The organism is Jiangella mangrovi (assembly GCF_014204975.1).
GTDB classification, from domain to species: Bacteria; Actinomycetota; Actinomycetes; order Jiangellales; family Jiangellaceae; genus Jiangella; species Jiangella mangrovi.
In genome coordinates this window covers 6,851,985-6,875,064 of the sequence record NZ_JACHMM010000001.1, presented here as the reverse complement: position 1 = coordinate 6,875,064, position 23,080 = coordinate 6,851,985, and the positions used below count along the sequence as shown (strand labels likewise).

Annotated in this window: 23 protein-coding genes and 1 pseudogene; 17 read left to right on the top strand and 7 right to left on the bottom strand. The window is 70.5% G+C overall.

All coding sequences use genetic code 11. The annotated features are described in order from the left end of the window. Positions 1 to 36: 36 nt before the first annotated feature. The 3 genes from HD601_RS31750 to HD601_RS31740 form a co-directional block, all read right to left on the bottom strand. Positions 37 to 4,125, bottom strand: coding sequence for a ThuA domain-containing protein (locus tag HD601_RS31750; RefSeq protein ID WP_184828863.1), 4,089 nt, complete (start codon positions 4,123 to 4,125; stop codon positions 37 to 39). Between the two features lie 99 nt (positions 4,126 to 4,224). Then, entirely contained in the window at positions 4,225 to 5,283 is a 1,059-nt protein-coding gene (locus HD601_RS31745) for a multicopper oxidase domain-containing protein (RefSeq protein WP_184828861.1), read from the bottom strand. A gap of 743 nt (positions 5,284 to 6,026) precedes the next feature. Beyond that, positions 6,027 to 6,170, bottom strand: a complete 144-nt coding sequence (locus tag HD601_RS31740; protein ID WP_184828859.1) for a hypothetical protein — start codon at positions 6,168 to 6,170, stop codon at positions 6,027 to 6,029. A gap of 198 nt (positions 6,171 to 6,368) precedes the next feature. On the opposite strand from HD601_RS31740, the gene HD601_RS31735 reads away from it, so the two are divergent. After that, a complete protein-coding gene (locus tag HD601_RS31735; protein ID WP_184828857.1) occupies positions 6,369 to 6,530 on the top strand; it encodes a hypothetical protein in 162 nt (53 codons plus the stop codon). Positions 6,531 to 6,670: 140 nt separating this feature from the next. On the opposite strand, the pseudogene HD601_RS36160 reads toward HD601_RS31735, so the two are convergent. From HD601_RS36160 to HD601_RS31725, 3 genes and pseudogenes are all read right to left on the bottom strand, one after another. Beyond that, a pseudogene (locus HD601_RS36160) lies at positions 6,671 to 6,941 on the bottom strand (MSMEG_6728 family protein); the annotation flags it as partial. A 78-nt stretch (positions 6,942 to 7,019) separates the two neighbouring features. Continuing rightward, entirely contained in the window at positions 7,020 to 7,823 is an 804-nt protein-coding gene (locus HD601_RS31730; protein ID WP_184828855.1) for a nucleotidyltransferase domain-containing protein, read from the bottom strand. A gap of 41 nt (positions 7,824 to 7,864) precedes the next feature. After that, positions 7,865 to 8,317: a carboxymuconolactone decarboxylase family protein gene (locus HD601_RS31725; RefSeq protein WP_221441475.1), complete on the bottom strand. Its 453-nt coding sequence runs from the start codon at positions 8,315 to 8,317 to the stop codon at positions 7,865 to 7,867. Between the two features lie 66 nt (positions 8,318 to 8,383). On the opposite strand from HD601_RS31725, the gene pdxR reads away from it, so the two are divergent. The 6 genes from pdxR to HD601_RS31695 all read left to right on the top strand — a co-directional run bounded on the left by pdxR (position 8,384) and on the right by HD601_RS31695 (position 14,544). Beyond that, positions 8,384 to 9,805, top strand: a complete 1,422-nt coding sequence (pdxR, locus tag HD601_RS31720) for a MocR-like pyridoxine biosynthesis transcription factor PdxR (protein WP_184828853.1) — start codon at positions 8,384 to 8,386, stop codon at positions 9,803 to 9,805. Positions 9,806 to 9,890: 85 nt separating this feature from the next. Beyond that, complete coding sequence (locus HD601_RS31715) at positions 9,891 to 10,487, top strand: DinB family protein (protein WP_184828852.1); 597 nt, start codon at positions 9,891 to 9,893, stop codon at positions 10,485 to 10,487. A gap of 80 nt (positions 10,488 to 10,567) precedes the next feature. Next, positions 10,568 to 12,154 carry a carboxylesterase/lipase family protein gene (locus tag HD601_RS31710; protein ID WP_221441474.1) on the top strand — a complete coding sequence of 529 codons (1,587 nt, stop codon included), beginning with the start codon at positions 10,568 to 10,570 and terminating at the stop codon, positions 12,152 to 12,154. A 59-nt stretch (positions 12,155 to 12,213) separates the two neighbouring features. Continuing rightward, positions 12,214 to 12,801, top strand: a complete 588-nt coding sequence (locus tag HD601_RS31705; protein WP_184828850.1) for a dihydrofolate reductase family protein — start codon at positions 12,214 to 12,216, stop codon at positions 12,799 to 12,801. Between the two features lie 6 nt (positions 12,802 to 12,807). Beyond that, positions 12,808 to 13,509, top strand: coding sequence for a hypothetical protein (locus tag HD601_RS31700; RefSeq protein WP_184828848.1), 702 nt, complete (start codon positions 12,808 to 12,810; stop codon positions 13,507 to 13,509). A gap of 486 nt (positions 13,510 to 13,995) precedes the next feature. Beyond that, positions 13,996 to 14,544, top strand: a complete 549-nt coding sequence (locus tag HD601_RS31695) for a DUF2321 domain-containing protein (RefSeq protein ID WP_184828846.1) — start codon at positions 13,996 to 13,998, stop codon at positions 14,542 to 14,544. A 4-nt stretch (positions 14,545 to 14,548) separates the two neighbouring features. On the opposite strand, the gene HD601_RS31690 is transcribed toward HD601_RS31695, so the two are convergent. Further along, complete coding sequence (locus HD601_RS31690) at positions 14,549 to 15,316, bottom strand: hypothetical protein (RefSeq protein ID WP_184828844.1); 768 nt, start codon at positions 15,314 to 15,316, stop codon at positions 14,549 to 14,551. A 443-nt stretch (positions 15,317 to 15,759) separates the two neighbouring features. Between HD601_RS31690 and HD601_RS31685 the strand changes: the two genes are divergently transcribed. From HD601_RS31685 to HD601_RS31640, 10 genes are all read left to right on the top strand, one after another. Continuing rightward, a complete protein-coding gene (locus HD601_RS31685) occupies positions 15,760 to 15,957 on the top strand; it encodes a helix-turn-helix transcriptional regulator (protein ID WP_184828842.1) in 198 nt (65 codons plus the stop codon). Then, positions 15,954 to 16,256 (top strand): hypothetical protein, encoded by a 303-nt coding sequence (locus HD601_RS31680; RefSeq protein WP_184828840.1) that lies wholly within the window; start codon positions 15,954 to 15,956, stop codon positions 16,254 to 16,256. Before HD601_RS31685 ends, HD601_RS31680 begins: the two co-directional genes overlap by 4 nt. Then, positions 16,253 to 16,585, top strand: coding sequence for a hypothetical protein (locus HD601_RS31675; RefSeq protein ID WP_184828838.1), 333 nt, complete (start codon positions 16,253 to 16,255; stop codon positions 16,583 to 16,585). Before HD601_RS31680 ends, HD601_RS31675 begins: the two co-directional genes overlap by 4 nt. Further along, positions 16,582 to 16,791 (top strand): hypothetical protein, encoded by a 210-nt coding sequence (locus HD601_RS31670; protein WP_184828836.1) that lies wholly within the window; start codon positions 16,582 to 16,584, stop codon positions 16,789 to 16,791. Before HD601_RS31675 ends, HD601_RS31670 begins: the two co-directional genes overlap by 4 nt. Positions 16,792 to 16,909: 118 nt before the next feature. Further along, positions 16,910 to 17,107 carry a hypothetical protein gene (locus tag HD601_RS31665; protein ID WP_184828834.1) on the top strand — a complete coding sequence of 66 codons (198 nt, stop codon included), beginning with the start codon at positions 16,910 to 16,912 and terminating at the stop codon, positions 17,105 to 17,107. Positions 17,108 to 17,133: 26 nt separating this feature from the next. Beyond that, entirely contained in the window at positions 17,134 to 17,373 is a 240-nt protein-coding gene (locus HD601_RS31660; RefSeq protein WP_184828832.1) for a hypothetical protein, read from the top strand. Positions 17,374 to 17,378: 5 nt separating this feature from the next. Then, positions 17,379 to 18,413, top strand: a complete 1,035-nt coding sequence (locus tag HD601_RS31655; protein WP_184828830.1) for a hypothetical protein — start codon at positions 17,379 to 17,381, stop codon at positions 18,411 to 18,413. A gap of 248 nt (positions 18,414 to 18,661) precedes the next feature. After that, positions 18,662 to 18,880 carry a helix-turn-helix domain-containing protein gene (locus tag HD601_RS31650; RefSeq protein ID WP_184828828.1) on the top strand — a complete coding sequence of 73 codons (219 nt, stop codon included), beginning with the start codon at positions 18,662 to 18,664 and terminating at the stop codon, positions 18,878 to 18,880. Continuing rightward, entirely contained in the window at positions 18,877 to 22,773 is a 3,897-nt protein-coding gene (locus tag HD601_RS31645) for a hypothetical protein (RefSeq protein WP_184828826.1), read from the top strand. Before HD601_RS31650 ends, HD601_RS31645 begins: the two co-directional genes overlap by 4 nt. Then, on the top strand, positions 22,770 to 22,988 hold the full coding sequence (locus tag HD601_RS31640) for a hypothetical protein (RefSeq protein ID WP_184828823.1): 219 nt from the start codon (positions 22,770 to 22,772) through the stop codon (positions 22,986 to 22,988). Before HD601_RS31645 ends, HD601_RS31640 begins: the two co-directional genes overlap by 4 nt. Positions 22,989 to 23,080: the final 92 nt, after the last annotated feature.

Below are 23,080 nucleotides of genomic sequence, written 5' to 3'. Positions count from 1 at the left end.
CTGGGGTCGCGCCCGCGCCGACCGGCCGCCGGGGACCTAGAGCTCCCGGACTCGAATGTTGCGGAACTCGATCAGGTCGTTGTTGCCGTGGTTCTGCAACCCGATGTATCCGCTGAGGAACTGGCGCAGGTCGGTCGGCGGGTCACCCGCGCGCGACGACTGGATGCCAGGCACGTTGTCGAACTCGTTGATCACCACGCCGTTGCGGATCATCGTGTAGTGCTGGCCCTCGACCACGATCTCGTAGTCGTTCCACTCGCCCTTCGGAGTGGCGCCGGAACCGGGCAGCGCGATCGGGTCGAAGTTGTAGACCGACCCGGTCTTCTGCGGCTCCCCGGTGCTGCCGTCGTAGATCTGGATCTCGTGGCCGCAGTAGATCGCGACCCAGGCCGGCGAGTTCGCCGCGGACCCGACCCGGCCGCACTCCGGCCGTTCCGCCAGCGGCTGGTTCGGGTTCGGGAACCGGACGAACAGACCGCTGTTGGCACGGGTGGTGCCGGGGGAGACGTCACGGAACTGCAGCCGCACCGAGTAGTCGGCGAACTCCTGCTCGGCGTACCAGAGCATGCCCAGCCCGCCGCGGCTGATGATCGTGCCGTCGTCCTGCAGCTCGAAGAAGCCGCCCGGTGCCTGCTCCCAACCCTCGAGAGACTGCGCGGTGCCGTCGAAGATGGCGTCCCAGCCGCTGTCGCCGGGCTTGCCGATCGGCGACGCCGCGGCGAGCCGCGTCAGCGTGGCCTTCTCGCGAGCCGTGATGAGACCGTCGGCAGCCAGCCCGTTGGCGGTGTCCGTGACGTGCCGGACGAAGTCGCCGTGGTTCGGCCAGCTGCTCTCGTCGTCGATGAGGTCGTTGATGGTGCAGCCCTCGCCGACGACGTCGTTGGTGACGCCGGTGTCGGTGTCGCGCAGGAACACGGTGCCGCGGTCGTCCGGCACCGCACACCCGACGACGACCTCGAGCTCGGTGGTCATCGTCTCGCCGTCGGCGTACGTGACGGTGAGCGTCGCGGTGTAGGTGCCCACCGCGTCGTAGGTGTGCCGCGGGTTGGCCTCGTCCGAGGTCGCGCCGTCGCCGAAGTCCCACGCGTGGGACACGCCGCCGGAGCGGTCACCGGTGAAGGCGATGGTGAGCGGCTTGTTCTGGACCGCGGTCGCCGTCGCCGTGGCCGCCGGGGTGGCCGGCCCGCCGTTGTAGACGACGCGGATCAGCTTCTGGTTGGGCGTGAGGCTGAAGAAGCCGCCGCTGTAGTCGGACATGTAGAGCGCGCCGTCCGGGCCGAACCGCGACGTCATCATCCAGCTCTGCAGCTGGTCGGTGGCGCCGCCGTGCGGGATGATCGAGGCCAGGTTCTCCGCGAACAGCGGCGGGAGCTGGTCCTCGATGCCCTCCGGATCGACGGTGACGGCGACCCTGCTGCTCGAGCCGCAGTTGTCACCGATGATCCACTTGCCCTCCCAGTACGTCGGCCACGAGACGCCACTGCTGGTGTCGACCTGCGACTCGCGGAACGTCGGGCCGGTCATGATCGCCTGGCAGCCGCCGCTGCGCATGTACGGGAACACGTAGCTGGCGTCGTCGTTGTCGTACGTCGGGATGCCACTGCCGTCGGCGCGGTCCGGGAAGGTCGGGCCGCCGCCCTGCGGGGAGTACCAGATCATGTTGTTGCGGGCGTCCGGGATGTCGACCAGGCCGGTGTTGCGCGGCGAGGTGTTCAGCAGGTTGCCCTTGCAGTCGTACCAGCCGGTCAGCACCGACGCGTCGGTGTTGCTGCGGTCGCGGTACGGCTGCCGGTTGCCCATGCAGTACGGCCAGCCCTGGTTGCCCGCCGATGTGATGATCGTCGCCGTCTCGTACTTGGCCGGGCCGAGGTCCGCGTTCGGGCCGCCGGCGTCGGGGCCGACCCAGGCGGCGTGCAGGTAGTCCGTCTCCGGGTCCACGTACAGGGTCGAGATGTTGCGCACGCCCATGACGTAGATCTCGGCGCGGGTCTTCCCGCCGCCCTCCTCCTGGCCGGTGAACAGGTTCCCGTCCGGGATGGTGTAGCTGCCGTCGGGCTCCGGGTGGATCCGCAGGATCTTGCCGTTCAGGTCGTTCGTGTTACCCGACGTGCGGCGGGCGTCCTGGAACGAGATGCCGGCGAACTCCTGGGTCCAGTTGTTGCCGGAGTAGCCGCTCGAGCCGCCCGACGAGTTGCTGTCGCCGACGCCGATGTACAGGTTGCCCTCGGAGTCGAAGTCCATGCCGCCGCCCGCGTGGCAGCAGCTGTGGATCTGCGTCTCCCAGGACAGCAGGTCCTCGCGGCTGTCGAGGTCGATCTCGGCGGTCTCGTGGTCGTAGGTGAACCGCGAGATCGTCCGGTCGCCGACGCGGCGGACCTTGTCGATCGACTCGTACGGCATCCAGTAGACGTACATCCAGCCGTTCTCGGCGAAGGACGGGTCGAGCGCGATGCCGACCAGGCCCTCCTCGGTCTTGACGAGCTCGCCGCCACTGCCGCGGTTGCCGAACACGTCGAGCGAGGTCAGCAGCTTGACGTCACCCGTCTCCGGGTCCCACTGGTGGATCGTGCCGCAGCCGCGGCCGACGTTCGCGTTCTCCCAGGGGACGACGGGGCCGGTGGCGCAGGCCGCCTTGCCGATGTAGAAGACGGTGCCGTCGGAGGCGACGTCGAGGCCGTGCGGCTCGCCGTTCTGGTCCAGCTGGCCTGGCTGGTTCACCGCGGACAGCCGCTCGACGTCGTAGTTCGCGCCGATGGTGGCCTGGCAGTCGCCGCGGACGAGGCCCGTGGTCCACTGCAGAGCGCCAGTGAGGTGGCTGCGGAACTCCGCCTCGTCCCAGCTCTCGGCCGTGCCGCCCATGCCGGTGAAGAACGAGCGGCCGCCGTCGTAGTCACGACACCACGAGATCGGGTGGAACGCGCCGTTGGCGCCCTCGCCGGGCTCGTAGGTGCGCTCCTGCACCTGCGCGACGGTGTGCACGGTGCCGACGGGGTTCGGGGCCCAGTTGGTCCACCGGTCGGTGCGGGTCAGCGTCAGCGGCAGGCCGTCGTTGGCCGGGTGCTGCCGGTCGACGATGCTGACCGTCGCCTCCTGCGGCTGCACCGGCTCCGGCTCGATGACCTCACCGGCGAACAGCTGCCACTCGGCCAGCTGGGTGATGGAGTCGCCGGAGTTGCGGGTGATGTCGAGGCGGTAGTGCAGGTACTCGGTGGTGTTGGCGAACTCGTAGGCCTTGACCTGGAACCGGTCCGGGAAGTCCTCATTGGTGCGCCGGTCCAGGTCGACCCAGGTGGTGCCGTCGTTCGAGCCCTGGATGGTCCAGTCCTGCGGGTCGCGGCCGGCGGAGTCGTTGGCCGACGCCAGCGCGTACTGGTTCACCGCGGCCGGCTCGCTCAGCCGGACCGTGATCTGCGCCGTGCGCACGAAGCCCAGCCATTTGGTGTTGACGTTGCCGTCGACGAGCTTCGGCGCGTCCTCGTTGGGCGGGTTGTTCGCGGTGGCGCTGACGGCGGCGACGTCGAGCGAGTCCGGGAGGGCGCCGACCGGCCGGGTGCCGATCAGGCCGGTGAACCACTCCGAGCGCTCCTGCGCCCGGGACGCGTCGCCGATGCCGAGGAAGCCGCCGCCGTCCTCGATGAAGGCCTCGAGCGCGTCCTCCTGCGACGACGACAGCTCGGTGCCCATCGCGGACAGGAAGACGACGCCGCGGTAGCCGGCCAGCGTCTGTGCGGAGAAGCTGGCCGGGTCGGTCGTCACGTCGACGCCGATGCCGTTCTCGGCGCCCAGCTCCTCGAGACCGGCGACGGCGGCGGCGACCGGGTCGTCCTGCTCGTCGGCCGGGCCGTGGAAGACCAGCACCTTGTCACCGTCGGCGCTGGTGGCGGCCTTCGCGGCGGCCAGCGCCTGCCGCGCGGCCGGGCTGGCGGAGTCGGCGGTGTCGGAGGACTTCGCGGCCGGGGCGCTGGAGGCGCTCGGCGACGGTTCGGGCTCCGGCTGGCCCTGGGCGGGCAGCGCGGTCACACTCAGCGCCAGAACCGCTGTACTCGCCAGGACGAACGTCCGGCGCCACCGTGCGGATCGCGCCGGTGGCCCTCCCTCCGGACGGACGAGGCTGCTGCGTCTCATCGTTGCTCCTTCGATCGATGTGCGCTCGTGCCTGTGCGTTCTCGGCCCTGATGGGTGTCAGTGGTGGAGCGGGCGTAGCGCGACCTATCCCGCGTGGCGTCAGTGGCCTGAGTGGCCCCCGTGTCCTCCGTGTCCTCCGTGGTAGCGGTCGATGGCCTCCTGTGCGTGGTCGGGGATGCTGCCGTCCTCGTTGCGGACCAGGAAGACGCCGGACATGCCGCCGTCGGAGTGGAACTGCACGTGGCAGTGGTACATCCAGGCGCCGGGGCCGACGCCGTCGCCGGCGATCACCTGGAAGCCGAACGAGCTGCCGGGGTTGAGGTCCCTGTTGTCGATGGCCTGGGTCAGGTCGTTCGGCCCGTCGAGGTACCCCGTCCGGTTGTCGGCCCAGCGGTGGGCGTGCAGGTGGAAGGTGTGCTCCATGCTCCCGTGGCCGATGCACAGCCACTCGACCCGCTCGCCCAGGACGGCGTCGAACATCGGCGTCATCGGCGCCACCAGGTTGTTGATCGTCATGTCGTTGAAGACCACGACGAACGTCTTGTCCGGCAGCAGGTCGCCCTTGCGCCGCACGATCAGGCCCCCGTAGAGGCCCTTCTGCAGGCCTTGGGTGCCGTGGTCGCCGCCCAGCGCGTGGTCGTGGTAGTGCCAGTAGCCCGCGGTGCCCGGCAGCCAGCCGCGACCGCCGCCCGACCGGCGCTCGCGCGAGCGCCACACGTACGTGCGGGTCTCGCCGGGCTCGTTGAAGGAGTCGTTGAACGGGGCGCCGTCGGAGAAGACGTCGTAGTCGACACCGTGCGGGTGGATCGAGAGCCGCTGGCTCGTGGTGTTGACCAGCTCGATCTCCAGCGTGTCGCCCTCGACGATCTCGAGCAGCGGGCCCGGGATGGTCGCCTCGCCCGGTGCCAGGCCGTAGCCGAACTGGCCGCCCGGGAGTGCCTCGGCGTAGATCGTGACGCGCTTGGTCTGGCCCGTGGCCTGGGCGGTGCGCAGCCCGGGTACGGCGGCCGCTCTCGGTGCCGCGTTCGGTACCGCGAGGGCCGCGCCGGAGCCGGCGGCGACGGCGGGAAGTGCCGCAGCGCCGGCGACCGCGCCGGCCAGCACCGACCGACGGGTCAGGTGGCCCAGCAGGCCGCGGCGAACGGGGGTGTCAGCCATGAGGTCTCCATTCCGTGAGTCCCGGGGCGCCTGCACCGGAGACCGGGGATCGGTGAGAGACCGCCGGGCAGCACGAACCCCCGACGGCCGCTGAACGACACCGACCCGTACATGGGACCGCACAGTAAAGGGGCTTTTGCATGCACGTCAACGGAAAGTTTCACGTTCGTCGACAAATGCCCGGTCCGAATATGTCTCGCACCATCCGCGTTCGAGATCCTGAACGACCGAAAAGGCCCTGGTGTCGCCTGTGACGGGGGCCGCGACACCAGGTTTCGCGCCCGCGCGCGAGTGGGCCGCCGTCCGCGGCGTGACTTCGTCCGATCGACGGGGGACTTTCGCAAGTTACCGGGACGTAACAGTTGTGTGAGGCGGGACCGGCTCGGTACCGTCCACTCGTCAGTGGTGTGAGACGTCGCGGAGCAGGGCCGAGAGCCGCGACCAGCGACACCGCGGGCGAGCGCACCCGGCGGTCCACCCCGGCCCGCCGGAAGCAGCCGTTCGCCCGGGTTCGAGGTGTCCCATGCACCAGCACACGTTCATCGCCGGCGGCGCCGCAGCGGCGCCGGCCACCCGCCCGCCGCCGGGTCCGGCCGCGCCCGCGCCGTCTGTATCGTCGCTGGTCGCGGTCGTGACAGCCGGGTAGGCGACGGTCGCGCTCACGGCGCCGGGCCGGTTCGTCGGCCTGTTCGCCGGGCCGCGTCGCCGGCCGTACCGCAGTCGGCCGGCGGAGCGGGTGAGCTCTAGCGAGCGGTCGTCATCGCGAGCAGGGCGAGCACGGCGACGAGGCCCACGGACAGCCGCAGGCTCATGCTCGGCTGCTCCGGGCCGAGCAGCCACCGGCGGAGCCGGGCCAGGGGACGGAATCCGGCGAAGACGCGAGTCACGGCACCCCTCCAGTCCACGGCCGGCGCCGTCTCGGCACGGGACGCCGAGCTGACACCGGGCGAATCTCGACCAGACCGGAACTTCTATGCGGTGCCGGGACGTGAATGCCGGCCACCCACCGGCCGGCGGTTCCGGCGTCCGGGAAAGGAGGCCGGGATCGGGGGCCGTTCGCACGAATTGTGGCTATCGCCCTCAGGATGACTCACGAGCAAACGCACCGTCAATACCCGACGTCGGGCGGTGACCAGCCCGGTTACCGGGCGTCGCCGAGCGGGGTGCTCGACGGCGTCCGCCTGCGGTCCCGCACCTGGCCCGCGGTACCGCCGCCGGACGCCGTCGTCACGCAGCGAACGGTGTGAGTTCACTGCATCGACGGTGTGAGCCCGCTGTGGCCTCGGCGACAGCGAGGCCGCATCGTTCCCGCAGTGATCTCACAGTCCTGGCGCGACCCACGTCCGGCAGCAGCGCCACACTGTCGACGCCAAGAGACCGGGACGGGCCGGGGACGGTCCGACGCCGGCCAGACGTAGGGGAGGTCCGGCGGGTCGCCGGGGAACAACCGGCCGCAGTGGTCGGGGTCCTTACGCACCAGCGCCGACCGATGGCTGCGGTGGAACCCGATATCGCCGAGCCAGGGTGGGGAGCTCGTCGCCCGCCAGTGAGTCCGCCACCGTGTCGCCGTGGCCGAGCGAGCGCCACGCGTCGCACATGTCGAGCCCGTAGCGCGTCAGCGCCTCCTCGTAGCCGGCCCACATCGATGGCGGGTGGTTCGGTGGCGCCCTGGGCCCACCAAACCACCCGCCATCGCAACCGAGCGACGGTACCGCCGCCGGACGCGGTCGCCGTCGTCAGCCGATCCAGCCCCAGTGGCGCCGCTGGGCGTCGACGGCCCAGGCCGAGATGCGCTCGCGGTCGGCCTCGTGCGGCACCGGCGAGCGGGCACTGTCGAGCGCCGCCCGCACCTCGGCCTCGACGTCGGTGATCTCGGCCGACACCTCGTCCCGGCCGACCTCGCCGCGCTTCACCGCCAGCACCCGCTCGCGCTCGGCCGGGCGCAGGGGCAGGCTGAGCCGTCCGTCCAGGGCGATCTCGCGCCCCTGGTAGGCCAGCCGCAGCGCGTGGCTGCCGTACTTGACGTCCCAGCCGTACCGCTCGACCAGCTCGGGCCGGTTCGGCACCCGGTTGCGCCTACCGCCGCCGAGCATGCGCTCGTGCTGGGCGTGCATGTAGCCGAGGAACCGCTCGACCGCCTGCCTCGACAGGAACGCGCCGGCCAGCTCCCGCAGCTCCTCGCCGAGCGGGGTGCGCACGACGAGGTCGGACTCCGGCGCGTAGAGCGGCAGCAGCACCGTCGGGTTCCCCTTGAGCGCCAGCCGCAGGTACTTGCGCAAGGAGTAGAGGACGAGGTCGGTGTCGCCGTGCCCGGAGCGCACGCCCTCCGGCTGCGTGCGCCAGATGTAGTGGGGCTGGCGGGGGAGCAGGCCGACGACCCGGTCGGGCGGCTCGATGTAGACGCCCATCTCGTCGTGGTCGTCGGTGCCGGCGATCGCGATGCCGTGCACGCCCGAGCCGACCACCGAGCGCAGGATCTCGTTGGGCAGCGCGACGTCGGGATCGCCGTACTCGACGTGGGGTCGCTGGGTCGCCTCCATGCCGCCATGGTCGCGTCCGCGCGGGCGACGTGGCGACTGATTTATCCGGCGAAGGACTCCGGGACCATGCGAACCGTGACGCAGACCCGGTTCCAGGCGTTGATCGTGGTGATCACCATGACGAGCTGCGCGAGGTCCTCGTCGCCGAAGTGCCGGCGGGCCTGCTCCCAGACCTCGTCCGGCACCCGCGGTGCACCTTCGCTGAGCCGCGTCATGGACTCCGCGAGTGCGAACGCGGCGCGCTCGGCCGGGCTGAAGTAGGGGCCCTCGTCCCAGGCGGCGACGGCGTAGACGCGGGCGGGCGACTCGCCGCCCTTGACGAGGTCGTGGCTGTGGGAGTCGACGCAGTAGGCGCAGCCGTTGATCTGGCTGACCCGCAGCTTCACGAGGTCGAGCAGGCCGGCGGGCAGTGCCCCCTGGTGGGCGCGGCTGTCCAGTGCGGTCAGGGCCCGGTAGGCCGCCGGGGCGAGGGTGGCGATGTCCATGCGTGTCATGTCGTCGACGCTACGGTCCGCTTTGGTCTTGTTGAAGCGCCGATTCAGTGCTGTTTGAATGGGCCAATGGAGCTGCACGTCAGCCTCGACGGCGACGGCGACCTGACGGCGCGCATCTACCGGTCGCTGCGCGACGGCGTCCGCGAGGGCCGCCTGCGTCCCGGCGACCGGCTGCCGCCCACCCGCGAGCTGGCCCGGGCCCTCGGGGTGTCGCGCGGCACGGTGGCGACGGCGTACGAGCGGCTGACGGCGGAGGGCTTCCTCGACGCTCGGGTCGGCGCCGGGACGTTCGTCAGCGACTCGGCGGCGACGGGAACGCGGGCGTCGTCGCCGCCGATCTCCCGCGGACTGCGGCCGCGGCCGGGGTGGGACCACGCCCCGCAGCCGGTGACGCCGTTGTCCTCGACGCGCTACGACTTCCGGGTCGGCGTCCCGGACATCCGGCTGTTCCCCTACGACACCTGGCGGCGGCTGCTCGCGGCGGAGTGGCGTCCGCGGCGTGACCCCGGGTACGCCGAGCCGGCCGGGCATCCCGGGCTGCGCGCCGCCGTCGCGCGGTACGTCGGCTACGCCCGGTCGGTGCGGGCCGAGGCCGACGACGTCGTCATGACCAACGGCGCGCAGCAGGCGTTCAACCTCGTCGCGCGGGTCCTGGTCGCGCCCGGCGACGTCGTGGCGGTCGAGGAACCGGGCTACCCGCCGGCGCGGGACGTGTTCGAGGCGCACGGCGCGCGGGTGGTGCGCGTGCCGGTCGACGGCGACGGCCTGGTGGTGTCGCGGCTGCCGCGTGCCGCCCGGCTGGTGTACGTGACGCCGTCGCACCAGTTCCCGCTCGGGGTCGCGATGTCGCTGCCGCGCCGTCGGGAGCTGCTGGCCTGGGCCGATGCGCACGACGCCGCAGTGCTCGAGGACGACTACGACAGCGAGTACCGGTTCGCCGACCGCCCGCTCGAGCCCCTGCACGCACTCGACGACGGCGCCCGGGTCGTCTACGTGGGGACGTTCTCGAAGACGCTGCTGCCCGGACTGCGGCTGGGCTACGTCGTCGTGCCGCCGTCCCTGCGCGACGCCATCCGGGCCGCCCGCCAGCTGGCCGACGGGCACGGGCCGGTCGCGACGCAGGCCGCTCTGGCCCGGTTCATGGACGAGGGGCAGCTGGCGCGGCACATCCGGCGGACGGCGAAGGTGTACGCGCGGCGGCGGTCCGCCCTGCTCGACGGGCTGGGCGGCGCGCTGGCGCCGTACCTCGAGGCGGTGCCGTCGGCGGCCGGGCTGCACGTGTGCGCGCTGCTGCGCTCCGGAGACCGGCGGGTGGCGGAGGCCGCGGCCGACCGGGCGCGGGCCGCAGGTGTCGCCGTCGGGACCCTCTCCGAGTACGGGACGGAGCCGACCGGGTTCGCGCTCGGCTACGGGGCCGTCGAGGCGGCCGACGTGCCGGGCGGGCTGGAGCTGCTCGCCGAGGCGCTGCGGGCGGTCATACGGCGGTGAAGGCGCGCGGCGACGATCGCGCCCGCGCACGGATACACCGTCGTGCCGGCGGACCTTGTCGGTGCCGGGTGCAAGGCTCTGGGACATGGCGGACGTGAAGACGGAACTGCACCTCGAGCTGCGCCAGAAGCGCGCCGAGCTGCTGTCGAGGCTCGACGGGTTGAGCGAGTACGACCTGCGCCGGCCGCTGACCCCCACCGGCACCAACCTGCTCGGGCTGGCCAAGCACCTGGCCGGCGGCGAGTACGTCTACCTCGGCACCTCCGTCGGCCGCCCGCCTCCTGAGACGCTGGCCTGGGAAGAGGACGGCTCGGTCTGGGAGGGCGCGGACATGTGGGCCACTCCGGACCAGTCCAGCGAGTACATCCTCGGCCTGTACAGGCGTGCGTGCGAACACGGCGACCGCACCCTGCAGGAGCTCGAGCTCGACGCCCCGGCGCGGGTGCCGCACTGGCCGGCCGAGCGCGCCGACACCACGCTCGGCGTGCTGCTCATCCGCATGCTCGCCGAGACCGCCCATCACGCCGGCCACGCCGACATCGTCCGCGAGCTCATCGACGGCCGGGCCGGCCCCGACCACGACGAGATCGGCGACGCCGAGTCGTGGCGTGTCTTCCTCGCCCACGTCCAGGAGGCCGCCGACGCCTTCGCGCCGGGAGCCGACGTACGCGGCTCGCCGTAGGGGAGTACGCAGGTCGACGTAGGACGGGTCGGTCCGCTCGACGGACGCGTCGACGGGCGCCGCCGCGAAGACTGGCCGCCATGTCGATGCGTACCCTCACCCAGGCCCTGACCACCGCCGTCGCCCTCACCGCCGTCGTCCTCACGACCACCGGAGCCGCGGTCGCCGCACCGGGTTCGTCGCCACCGGAACCCGGTGTCGTCCGGGTCGACGCCGGCTGGGTGCGCGGCAGTGTCGAGGACGACCACGTCTCCTACACCGGCATCCCGTACGCCGCGCCGCCCGTGGGGGAGCGACGCTGGGAGCCGCCGGCTCGGCCGCGGCCCTGGCAGGATGTCCGCGACGCCACCGCGCCGAGCCCGTACTGTCCGCAGCTCATCCGCAGGGTTGCCGTCGGGCAGGAGGACTGCCTGTACCTCGACGTCACGGCGCCGGCGGGTGTGGAGCGGGGTGACCGGCTGCCGGTCCTGGTGTGGCTGTACGGCGGCAGCTTCACCACCGGCGGCGCCCGCGAGTTCGACGGCGCCGAGCTCGCGACCGCCGGCGACGTCGTCGTCGTGACCGTCAACTACCGGCTCGGCGCGCTCGGGTTCCTGTCCGCGCCGGCCCTCGACTCCGCCGGCGGCAACTACGGGCTCATGGACCAGGCCGAGGCGCTGCGCTGGGTCCGTCGCAACGCCGCGCGGTTCGGCGGCGACCCGGGCAACGTCACGCTGGCCGGCCAGTCCGCCGGCGCGCGCGCCGTCTGCGCTCACCTCGCCTCGCCGGGCTCGCGCGGACTGTTCGACCGCGCGATCATGCAGAGCGGCGCCTGCGACAACGCGGTGCCGACCCTCGCCGCGGCACAGGCGTTCGGCGAGCGCGCCACCGAGCAGGTCGGTTGCGCCTCCGTCGCCGACGTGGCGGCCTGCCTGCACGCCGTCGCTCCGGAGCGGTTGCTCGGCGTCCTGGGCGGCGTCGGCACCGATCAGATCAACCGACGTGTCGCGGACCGGCCGTGGAACCCCGTCGCCGGCACGCCGCTACTGCCTCGTCAGCCGGCCGACGCCCTGCGGGACGGATCGGCGGCGCGCGTGCCGTCGCTGATCGGCGCGACCAGCCACGAGCTGCGGGCCTTCCTCGCCGGCCGGCCGGTGACGGCCGAGAGCTACCGGGCGATGGCCGAGGGGAACTTCGGCGCGGACGCCGCCACGGTCCTCGCCGCCTACCCGCTGGACGACTACGACACCCCGGTGCTCGCGGCCGCGACCCTGTTCGGCGACTGGGGTGGGATCGTCGGCGCCTGCCCGGTGCTGCGCACGGCCGAAGCTGCCGCCGTCCGCCAGCCGGTCTATGCCTACGAGTTCGCCGAGGACAGCGGTCAGGTCGCGGTCGACTTTCCGATGGGCGCCTACCACGGCGTGGACCTGTCCTACCTGTGGGACGACCTCGACCCGTCGCTGTACCCGTACCCGCCGCTCACCGCGGAACAGGAGCAGCTGTCCGCGACGATGATCGACTACTGGACGGCGTTCGCCCGCACCGGCGACCCGAACGGCTCGGGCCGCCCGGCCTGGCCCGAGTTCGGCGCGACCGGCACCGTGCTCGGCCTGTCCACCAGCGGAATCGCGCCGACGCCGTTCGCCGCCGACCACCGCTGCGACCTGTGGTCCGGGTTGCCGCGATGAGTTTCGCCCTCGTGCCAGGTCGGTATGAGGGACAGTGAAAGAGCGAAGGAGGGCCCCCGATGGGCAAGGTTCTCAGCCATATGACGATGTCGCTCGACGGTTTCATCGCCCAGCCCGACGACGGCATCGGCGAGCTGTTCGAGTGGTACGAGGCCGGCGACGTCGCCGTCGACAACCCCAACGAGACGGTGACGTTCGCCGTCGACGAGGCGAGCGCCGGCATGCTGCGCGACCTGACCGAGGGCGTCGGCGCGCTCATCGCCGGCCGGCGGCTGTTCGACATCGCCGACGGCTGGGGTGACAAGCACCCGGGCGGCTCGCCCGTCGTCGTGGTCACCCATCGCCCACCCGAGGACGCCGCCGAGAAGTGGCCCACCACGACCTTCGTCGACGGCGTCGAGGCGGCCGTCGCGAAGGCGAAGGAGATCGCCGGCGACAAGGATGTGACGATCGCCAGCGCGAACGTCACGCAACAGGCCCTGGAGCTCGGGCTGCTCGACGAGGTGTGCGTGAGCCTCGTGCCGGTGCTGTTCGGCGAGGGGATCCCGTACTTCTCGACGTTGAAGGGCGGGCACCACCTGCTCGAGGACCCGGCCGTCGTCCAGGGGCGCCGGGCGGTGCACCTGCGCTATCCCGTGCGACGCTAGGGCGTCATGACGACGGATACTCCTCGGGACGCCGCAGCCGGGCACGCGCTGGGGCCGCAGGCGGCGGCGATCGTCTCGGCCGAGCACTGGAGCCTGCTCAGCGCTCGCGGCGCGTTGCTGAACGAGGCACAACAGCGGACGTCGGTCTTCCTGACGGTGCTGTCCGCGGCCATGGTGGCGTCGGCGTTCCTCGCCGACGCCACCGGCTTCTCGGCGCGGGCCGCGACTCTGACCATCGTGGTGCTGACGGTCGCGCTGTTCCTCGGGGTGACGACGTTCCTGCGGCTGGTGCAGATCAACCGGGACGAGAAGCTGACCGTCCTCGCGATGAACCGGCTGCGCCACGCCTACCTGCGGCTGGAGCCGGGGCTGCGGCCCTACTTCAGCGCCAGCCCGTACGACGACCGACTGGGACTGGAGATCAGCTACTCGCTCGGCCCGCTGACGGCCGCGACCGGGAAGAACCACTTCCTCGTCACGACGCCGACGGTGGTGGCGACCATCGACGCCGCCCTGGCCGCAGCGATCGCCGTCCTGGCGACGGCCCAGGGCACGACGGCGCCGGCCGCGCTGGTCGCCGTCGGCGTCGTGGTCCTCGGCCTGGTCTGGGCCGGGCTGTTCGCGGTGCAGCGGAATGGGACCGATCCGCTCGTGGGCGCCGTGCCCAGGTTCCCGACGCCGCCGCCCCCGCCCCCTCCTCCCGCTTAGGGGGTGTCTGACGGATCAGCGCGCCGCGACCGGCCGCCGTGATCGTCCAGGATTGGTGGTGCCATCACCCCACCGATCCTTGATGATCATGAATCGCGGGACACACGGACAGCTACTCGAGGAGCGCCGGTGGCGCGAGGGGTGAGCTGCAACGTGAAGGAAGGGGAGCTCCCGCACCTGGACTCGAACCAGGAACCCTCTGATTTGCTGGGATAGGGTAATCGGGGGTCAGTCGTCGTCATCAATAGTGTCTGTGAGCTGCGACGACTATTCGCACCCATCATCCCCAGCCATCGTCGTTAATCGCGAAAATGGGGGATAAGTGGGGAACCCGGGGGATGGCCTACGCCCACGTCGCCGGCGCGCATCCGGCATACTGACGATCGCCCAGCACGGTTGGCCGGTGATCGGCCTGAGAGATGCGCTGCTCGTGGGGAGTCGCTCGGGTTGGCTGACCTCGCGCGGAACCGAGTACCGTCCTGGGCTGTGGTCGTGAAGCCCATCTTCCCCGACAGAGACGTCCGCGCGCTGTCCCGCGGTCAGAAGAACCGTCGCGCCGCAGCCGTGTGTCGGCGCGGTCATGTGAGGGAGCATGCACTAGGTCCGCTGTCGTCCTACCGAGATGTTGAGTCCTACTGCTCGAGCTGCGGGGCAGGGGTGATGATCGCCTGCGAAGCCTGCGGTCTGCGCATCCGTGGAGTCCTGGCGATAGGGCTGAGCCCCTATGGCCGACAGACGCACTCTCGCCCCTCGTTCTGTGATGGGTGCGGCGGTGCCTTTCCGTGGGCCACGCGGAAGGAGCGAATCCTGGAGCTGGAGAACCTTCTCGACGAGGAGCAGATCGACGACGCGGACCGCTTGGTCATTCACGACCACCTCCGGCGCTTGATGGCGGAGGGCCTCGACGAGAAGGGCGAGAAGGCTGAATGGAAGGGCATCGTGGCTCGCGCGGGCTCGGCGCTCAAGTCGGGCCCGGTCCAGCGGGTATTTGAGGGCCTCGTGAACGCCTACCTTCGGAAGGAACTCGGCCTTTAGGGCGTCAGTCGTCGGCGTTCAAGAGGCGGTCCTCGACTTGCGCCTTCCGTTGGTGGATATCAAGAACCGCGCCACGAAGCGGATCGTCGACCAGCACCTGACTGAGGGACTCGGCTGCGAGTAGGACACTGTCAAGGCTGGCCATGTAGAGCATGAACCGGTTGGCCGGCACCTGCGGATCGAGGCGAACGGACGGAATCCCGCCGGGCCCACCGTCCCAGTCCAGGAACAGGGAGGCGGTGTGGACGTTCCCATGACTCATCTGGGTGAGAAGTCCCCAAGTGACCAGGAGGCGGTCACCATCCTCGCCGAGTGCCCTGAACCTCGGACCCATGTTCATGAGGTCGCCGTAGCCCTCGGGCACGCTTGGCGGGAGCGAGCTGACGAAGTCTTCGAGTTCCTCGGGGGGCGTCACGCCAGCCCGGTTCATGTCTCTGATGATTCTGTTCTCGGAGCTTCGCGCCTTCGCCAGTACCGCCTCCCAAGAGGCAGGGTCACGCGCAACGAGTGCGGCGTTGACCGCGTCCTCAAGCATCAGGCGGACGAGTGGCGCGGCGGCGTGCGTGTAGTCGCTGTGCAACAGGCCGCGGACCACGTACAGGAGATGGTCTATGTGCCGCCCCCAGCCCATGATGAATCGGACCTCGTACTCCCAGCCGGGGAGGGCCGTCATCAATCCGGACGGGAGGGCATCCCCCACCATTCCATCGGCCTGGTCGAGCATCTCCTCGATCTCGACCAGTGCTGCTTCAATCAACGCCTTGTCGACCATCGTGCCCCCGAATGTAGACGGCTTGCGCTATTCAGGTGAGTCTCACATTCGGGTCGGACAGTTCGGTGTGCTCCACGCTCTAGCGTCCCGGCCCTACGCGGGTTCTGGGGTGCGACCGCGTCGCGACTTTGACGTCGGCTGGCGCTACAACGGGGACTTGCGGTCACTGTTCGTCACCCCTGATAGGTCGCAGACATCCGGCACAAGTCGGGGTGACGAAGGTCGCATCAGAGATCCCTTGACGCCAGTCGTCGCCACATGAGACGTTGATCGCGCACCACCACAACCGAATATCGTGACCACGCAGCCCGTGTCCGACTTCGGATGCGGGTGTTCTGTGTTCAGGGTCAGGTCGGTACCTCACCCGGCCGGCTGAGGCGGCATCGAGAGGAGCAAATGCCGAGGGGAGAGGCCCCTCACCAGGTCACGGGAGCGTGATCAGCTTGGACAGCAACACCGGCGCGGTTCTCACGCCGCGCGAACTCGCCAGCCGCTGGAGGGTCTCCGCCGGCCATCTCGCCAATCTGCGGGCGCGGGGCGAAGGCATTCGATACATCAAGCTCGGCGCGTGCGTGCGGTACCGCCTGATGGACGTCCTCGAGCACGAGGCCGCGAGCGTCGTCGAGCCGGTGGCCGCGTGACGACGACGATCGACCAGCGCCGCGCCCTCAGCGCCCACCACGCCCGACGTGGCCGGCTCAACGTCCTGGCCGCGATCGTCCTCGCCGCTGTCGCATATGGCGAGGTGCGCTCGTCCGGTGAGATTGTGCTCCGACTCACCCGGGCCGAGCTCGATGCTGCAGTGACCAAGGACGGGGCCCCCGTCGACGACCACCATCTCTGGGCGAGCATCAAGCGGGGCGTCGCGGCCGGGACCCTGGTCGAGGGCTCCCGACCCGAGCGGATCATCGTCGCCGGGCCGCCTGGCGGCGGCCTGTGACCGAGGCGACCGAGCAGCCGGCCAAGAAGGTGTGGCTCCGACCCTCCGCCCGCCTGAATCTGTCGCAGGACGAGCGCAGCGACTGGAAGGTCTCCAGCCTGCTGGAGCAGCTCGACGCGGGAGGCGGGAAGCTGCGCCGGACCGTCGTGCTCGAGGAGATCCGCCAGCGACGCGCCATCCTCGCCGGCAAGGTGTTGCCGCGGGCGGAAGCGGATCTCGACGACGGCGGCGAGGACCAGGACGACTCGGAGCTCGAGGGCGACGTCGAGCAGGAGCGCGCCCAGACGCTGCTGGCTGCCGCGTTCGCCGGGGAGGTCGAGGACGAGTGAGCGCGGCGACCGACGGACCGGCCTGGACGTACCTGACGGCCGACGGCGACCGGCTCGACGCGTCGGGCGTCGACTGGCAGCGGGAGGCCCGCATGGGCTTGCGCGGCGCCGGCGCCGAGCTGGACCGCATGACCTGGCTGGGTGTGCCCGAGCAGCAGGACGACGAACACGGCGCCGTGAGTGCCGGAGAGGGGCTGGAGCAGTGACGGTGAACGACGACGACCTGACGCCCGCGGACTCCGCGGCCACGTATGGCCCCCGTGCGGCCTGGAATCTGGCCATGGAGCCAGTGCCGAACCTGCGCGAGGACGACGGGAGCGGCGAGTGATCAAGCCCGGAACGCCGGCCGAACTGGCCGCTGTTGCCGCAGCGCGGCGGGTCGTCGCGGCTTCACCTGGCGACCAATGGACTGCATGTGAGGCCGCGGCCATCATCCGCGGCGGGCCGGTGCGTGACCGCCTGCTCGAGCAGCCGCCGTCCTGGCTCATGCGTGAGCTCGAGCTCGCGACGGCGCCGATATGAGCCGCCAACCTCATGCCGGGCGGCTGATGACGCCCGCTGCGGCCGAATGGCTGGGACAGCTCCAGTCGCGGGTTCGGCTGACGGAGAGCGAGCTCGCGACCGCAACAGGGCTTGCCAGGTTGGCCGACGAGAACGGCGAGCTCGCGCTCGAGGTCGACGAGCGGGGCGAGATCACCGACCGCCAGGCGGCTCGGATCATGGCGCTGGCGGGTCCGAACCGAGCCGAACGGCGTGCGATGCGCCGACGGAAGCGGGGTGTCCGGTGAGCGCGGTGGCTCTGGAGCGGCCTGCCGACTTCAAGTTCTCGTGGCAACAGGCGCTCCCGCTGGAGTCGGATCTGCCCATGACGGTCGTGAGTACGCTCTGGGCGCTCTCGTTCTTCGGTGACGCGGACGGGACCAACGTTCGACCGGCTCAGGCGACGGTGGCGGCGCTGGTGCGGAAGTCCACCCGACAGGTGCGGGACGACCTCAAGGCGGCCGAGGGCGCCGGCTGGATCCGGCACGTTGGGTGGCACTCGTGGTCCGGGAGTAAGCGAACCAAGGAGTACGAGCTCGTGCTTCCGGATGGCGTGCGTATCGACGACGGCCTGTTCGAGGGCATCGACGACTCCGGTTCGGTTCGGAAGCCCGGACTTCCGAAGCAAGCGGAAGTCGGTTCGGAAGTGGATGGCGCTGGGTTCGGAAGTGGGGGCGGTTCGGTTCGGAAGTCTGGGGCGTTCGGTTCGGAAGCCTGGGCTTCCGACAACCAGTCCCTGCACCAGCCCTCCTTGGACCAACCCGCTCTGAATCAGTCCACGACCGATGATCGCGAGCCGGATGCATGGGACCGTGCTGCGGCGGGAGTGTCAGCGACCGAGGGGTCATCCGTGTGGGTTGGCGGTGTTGAGATCGCCGAGTTCACTCCGCTGTCGCCGGAGGAGGTTGCCGTGGCTGTCCACGGCGATGACCCAAGCGCCGAAGGTCGTTCGCCTGAGCTGACGCCCCGGCCGTCGTCGACCGGCTTCGCCGAGGCGACCGCGGGCCGGGAGCAGTCGCAGTGTGGCAACAGTGTTGACGCACCACCCACCCTGGTCGCCGACCCAACGCTGTCGCCGTCGCCGGACCGCGAAGACACCGACGGTCAAGGTCGCCGTCGGCTCGCAAGACTCGACAGTGATGAGCCGTCGATCGGCCGCCGATCGGCCTTGGCACGGTCGCAGGAGGTGTCCACGTCCGAGGGTGACCAATGGTTCGACGAAGGCCGCGGGCTGTACCTGGATGGCGCCGGCAACGTGGACCCTGGGCAGTTTCGGCGTAGACGCTAGACACCTCACCTCGCTCGGTTGCCGTCTCGCATCGCAGCAGCTCAAGGGACGTGTGACGAAGGACACGGACGTCAGGGTGTCCAATAGGACGGTTCCGCCCGCCTACAGGTAGTAGCGGGACATTCGAGGACGACCACGGCACGCGCTGGTCCACAAAGTCCCCCGCTGCGGGGACGCACAGCTCCCCGCTTCATCCGCAAGGCCCCGTCATCCAGGCGGGGCCTTCTGCATGCCCGGGGAGGCACATCGTGAAGACCCTGACCCCCAGTCCGGATCGCGAGCCGCTGGTCGACGTCGCTGTCGTGGCCGAGCATCTGGACGTCTCGCCGAAGTGGATCGAGCGGAATGCCGAGCGGCTGGGCCTTCCGCGCCGGAAGATCGGCGGTCGCTGGCGGTTCCGGATGTCCGAGGTCGACTCCTGGGTGAACAACCAGGGCGCCCTCTCGGACCAGGACGGCGGCCAGTGATCTTCGACCTGCGCCTCGTCGCCTACTCCCCCAACGGGGCCAGGCTCGGAGTCCTCGACTTCCCGTACGACCTCAAGGCGGCGCTGCCGCTGAACGACGTGTCGGCCCTGGACGTGACCTACATCCGCGGCATGAAGGGCTCGGAGTGGCTGGACGACTTCTGTGAGGTCGGCCTGGAGATGAGCGCCGGCGACGAGTGGGCTGAGGTCCACAACGGCCGATTCCTGCGTCTGGCGTGGGACGCCGACCACCTCGATCGCTCCAAGGCGTTCAAGGCGTCCATGCCCGGCTACTCGTGGCTGCTGAGCAAGGCCACGGTCCGCGCCGGCGGCACGATGAACGCTGACGGTCAGCGCCAGTTCACCGCGGCCACGCCCGGCCAGATCATGCGCACGCTGATCCTCGAGGCGCAGGCCCGCGGCGCGCTGCCCGGCATGGCCATGGACATCAGCAACGCCAGCGACTCCGACGGTGAGCCGTGGGAGACGGAGATGACGATTGCTTACGCAGTCGGCACCCCGCTGGACCAGGTGCTGAACGCGATGGCCGAGCAGGGTGTCATCGACTGGAACTTCTGGGGCCGCGAGCTCCACATGTACAACCCCGGCACGATCCTCAACCGCGACCTGACGACCGGCCCGAACCCGGTGAACCTGCGCAGCGGGATCGACGTCATCACCGCACCGGACAAGGGCGACGCCAGCAACCTGCTGCACCGGGCCCTGGTGCTCGGCGACGACGGCCTCACCGTCGAGGTGACCAACCCTTCGGCCGTGGACCCCTGGGGTGACTTCGAGGTCACCCTCCAGCAGTCGGGCGTCACCGACGCCGGCATGGCAACCCTGCTGGCTCAGCAGGCACTCAAGGCCGGTGAGCGCGAGCAGATCGAGATGACCAGGGACCTCCTGTTCGAGGGTCGCTGGGTGCCATACCGCGACTACCGGGTGGGCGACACGGTCTACGCTCCCGGCGTGGACGGCGCCAAGAGTGCCGTCAGGATCCTCCAGATCACGCTGGCCAAGAACAGCGAGGGCCTGATCTCGGGCAACCTCACCCTGAACAACCGCTTCGTCGAGCGGTCGCTGCGTGCGGCCAAGCGCGCCCGCGCGCTCGCCGGCGGCGTGGTCGTGGGTGGTGGCTCCGGCGGCCGGCCCGCCCCCGAGGGGCAGGACAAGCGGACGCCCTCTGCGCCCGCTGGGCTGGTCGTGGGGAGCTCCGGGTACATCGACTCCAATGGCAACCCGCGAGGCCTCGTAGAGGCCACCTGGGCGCCCGTGAGCACCGCCACCGACGGCACAGCCATGGACATCCAGCGCTACGAGGTCTGGGGCAGGCTCAACGTCCTCGGTGCGGAGTGGTCGCTGCGTGGCGGGTCCACCGCCACCTTCATCGCCATGTCGCCGTACAACCCCGGCGAGGAGTGGGCCTTCCGCGTCCGCGCGATCGGCCTCTACGCCACGACCCCCGGCGAGTGGTCGGACCAGGTCGTCGTCACGATCGAGAACGACACCGATCCGCCGCCGCAGCCGTCGGCGCCGGTGCTGTCTGCGCGCCTCGGCGTGGTCCGGGTGGACTGGGACGGCCTCACCTTCGAGGGTGAGGAGATGCCCAGCGACCTGGACCTCGTGGAGGTCCACGCCAGCCTGGACGAGGACTTCACCGCCTCGCCGGCGACCATGGTGGACGGCTTCGTGGGTGACCGGTCGACGATGGTCCTGTCGGACCTGCCGTACAACGACGACGTCTGGGTGCAGTTCATCGCCGTGGACCGAGCGGGCAACCGCTCCGACCCGTCGGACAAGTCCAGCATCGAGGTCACGCCCCTGGTCGACACCGACCTCATCGGTGAGATCATCGACGGCGCCAACATCATCGACGGGACGCTCGTCGCGTCGGACAAGATCGTGGGTAACTCGATCACCGGTGGCCTGATCCAGGCGCTGGCGATCGAGGCCGGCCACATCGCTGCCAACGCCATCACGGCGGACAAGATCGCCGCCGGTGCCATCACGACGGACAAGCTGAGCGTCGGCTCCGTCGCCCCGACGCACCTCGCTGGCGTGGGCGTCAACCGCGTGGCCGACCCCGGCTTCGAGGACACCGCCTACTGGACGTCAGTCATCGCCGGGGACACCGCACTGGACGCCGCCGTCGGCGGAACCTGGCAGCAGAACTCCAACGCCTTCCACGGCGGCCAGTACTCGATCGAGTGCCTTCCCTTCACGGGCTCCAGCACGATGTTCCTGACGCCCTGGGTCCCCGCGCCCTCGTCTCGCCGGGTCTACATCGCCGGCTGGGTCAGGACTGCGGGCAGCGGCGGAATCACTGGAGCCAGCTCCTTCGCGGCCATCTTCATCCAGTACCGAGACGCGGCCGGCACGCTGTTCTTCGCCTCCCAGCAGATCGGCCTCACGGGCACCACGTTCGACTGGACCCGCGCCGAGCGCACGGTGACCCTGCCAGCCGACACCGTCGACTACCGCGCCTACATCGGCGTACGGAACCACTCCGGGAACAGCGGCCGGTACCTCTTCGACGACGTCACCATCCAGGACGCCATCGGCCAGGACTCCACCAACCGAGTCCAGATCGATCCCTCCGGCATGCGGGTCTACTCCGGCACCACTGAGCGGATCCGCCTCGACGTCAACGGCCTTGAGGCCTTCGACAACTCCGGCAACAAGACGGTGGACGTCGACAGCGCCACGGGACGGACCGTGATCACGGGGTCATTCCGGACGGGATTCGTCGAGCCGTACCTGGCGATCGACGAGAGCGCCTTGGAGAACCCCGGGCTGTACGTGCACTACGTGGGGTCAAGCGCCCTCGACACCAGGCCGAACCTGATCGGCTTCGAAGTCGGTTCGGGGGTGCCGGCCATCCGCCTCAACGCTGGCCTAGTGAGCAGCGGGCACACGCCGCAGTCAGCTCAGATCGCCGCGAACGGCGATTGGAGCATCGGGTCGGTTACCAGAACGGCCACCCTTGCGGCGGCCTCTGCGGACTCGACGGGAACCTGGTGGATGGGTGACGCACGCATTGGCACCGGGACCGCCGTCAGCGGCACGGCTGCCGGCTCCTGGCTGGTCGGCGGCTCGAGGACCACGGCGGTGTCCGCCGCCCATGGGGACGACGACAACTGGTGGCTCGGGTATGTGCGCAACGCGTCCTCGACCGCCGTCTCCGGCGGACGCAGCGGCGACTGGTGGATCGGGCCGAGCTTCACGAACGAGGTCACGGCCCGCGCGTACTCGGACGTGGACGGCAACTGGGGCATCGGAACCAACGGCGGTGCCCGGATTCATGGCTTCGCCGGAGCGAGTGGCGACCTCAACCTGACGTCCAACGGGACCATCTGGGCGGTCGGCGACTTCAATGTCTCCGGCGCGGCTGGCTCCGGCGTGAAGGCGTTCTACATCGAGCACCCGACGAAGGTTGGCTACGGCCTCCGGCACGTCTCCACCGAATCGCCGCTCGCCGGCGTCGAGTACTGGGGAACCGGCGAGCTCGACGGGTCCGGTCAGGCGACGGTGGAGCTGCCGGACTATTTCGACGCCCTGACCCGTCCCGACACCCGGGCTGTCCTTGTGGGCGGCCTGGGAGCTCCCGCGGCCATCGCGGCCGGAGACGTTGAGGGCAACACCTTCACCGTTGAGGGCGCACCGGGCCAGCGCTTCTCGTGGCTGGTCAAGGCCGGCCGCAGGAACGCCGAGTTCGAGGTCGAAGGCTACTGGGAAGCGCCCGGCCCCGTGCCCGGCTTCGACCTTCCGCCGGAAAGCCCCGAACTGTCCACGGAGCACCCAACCCTGAGCGACACAGCAGTTCCCGAACCGTCGAACGCTGGCGGCATTCCCACAACCACAGCGAACCTCCAGGAGGTCGAACCACAGTGAGTACCAACACGGTCCAGATCGACGCCGCGGACATCATCCGCCGTCAGGCTCAGGCGATTGCCGACCTGACCACTCAGCTCATTCAGCTCGAGTTGACGGCCGAGGCGCTGCGCACTCAGCGGGACGAAGCGCTGGCGCTCGCCGGCAACCAACAGCCGACCCCGCTCGAGGACGACCTCCCGCGGGTGCAGTTCGGCGGCGTCCCGGTCGGCTAGCCAGACCTGCCGCCGGCCAGCACGTGGCCACCAGCAACGGAACTGGCCGGCGGCTCCGGTACGACAACACAGACAGCGTCGGGGCTTCATCC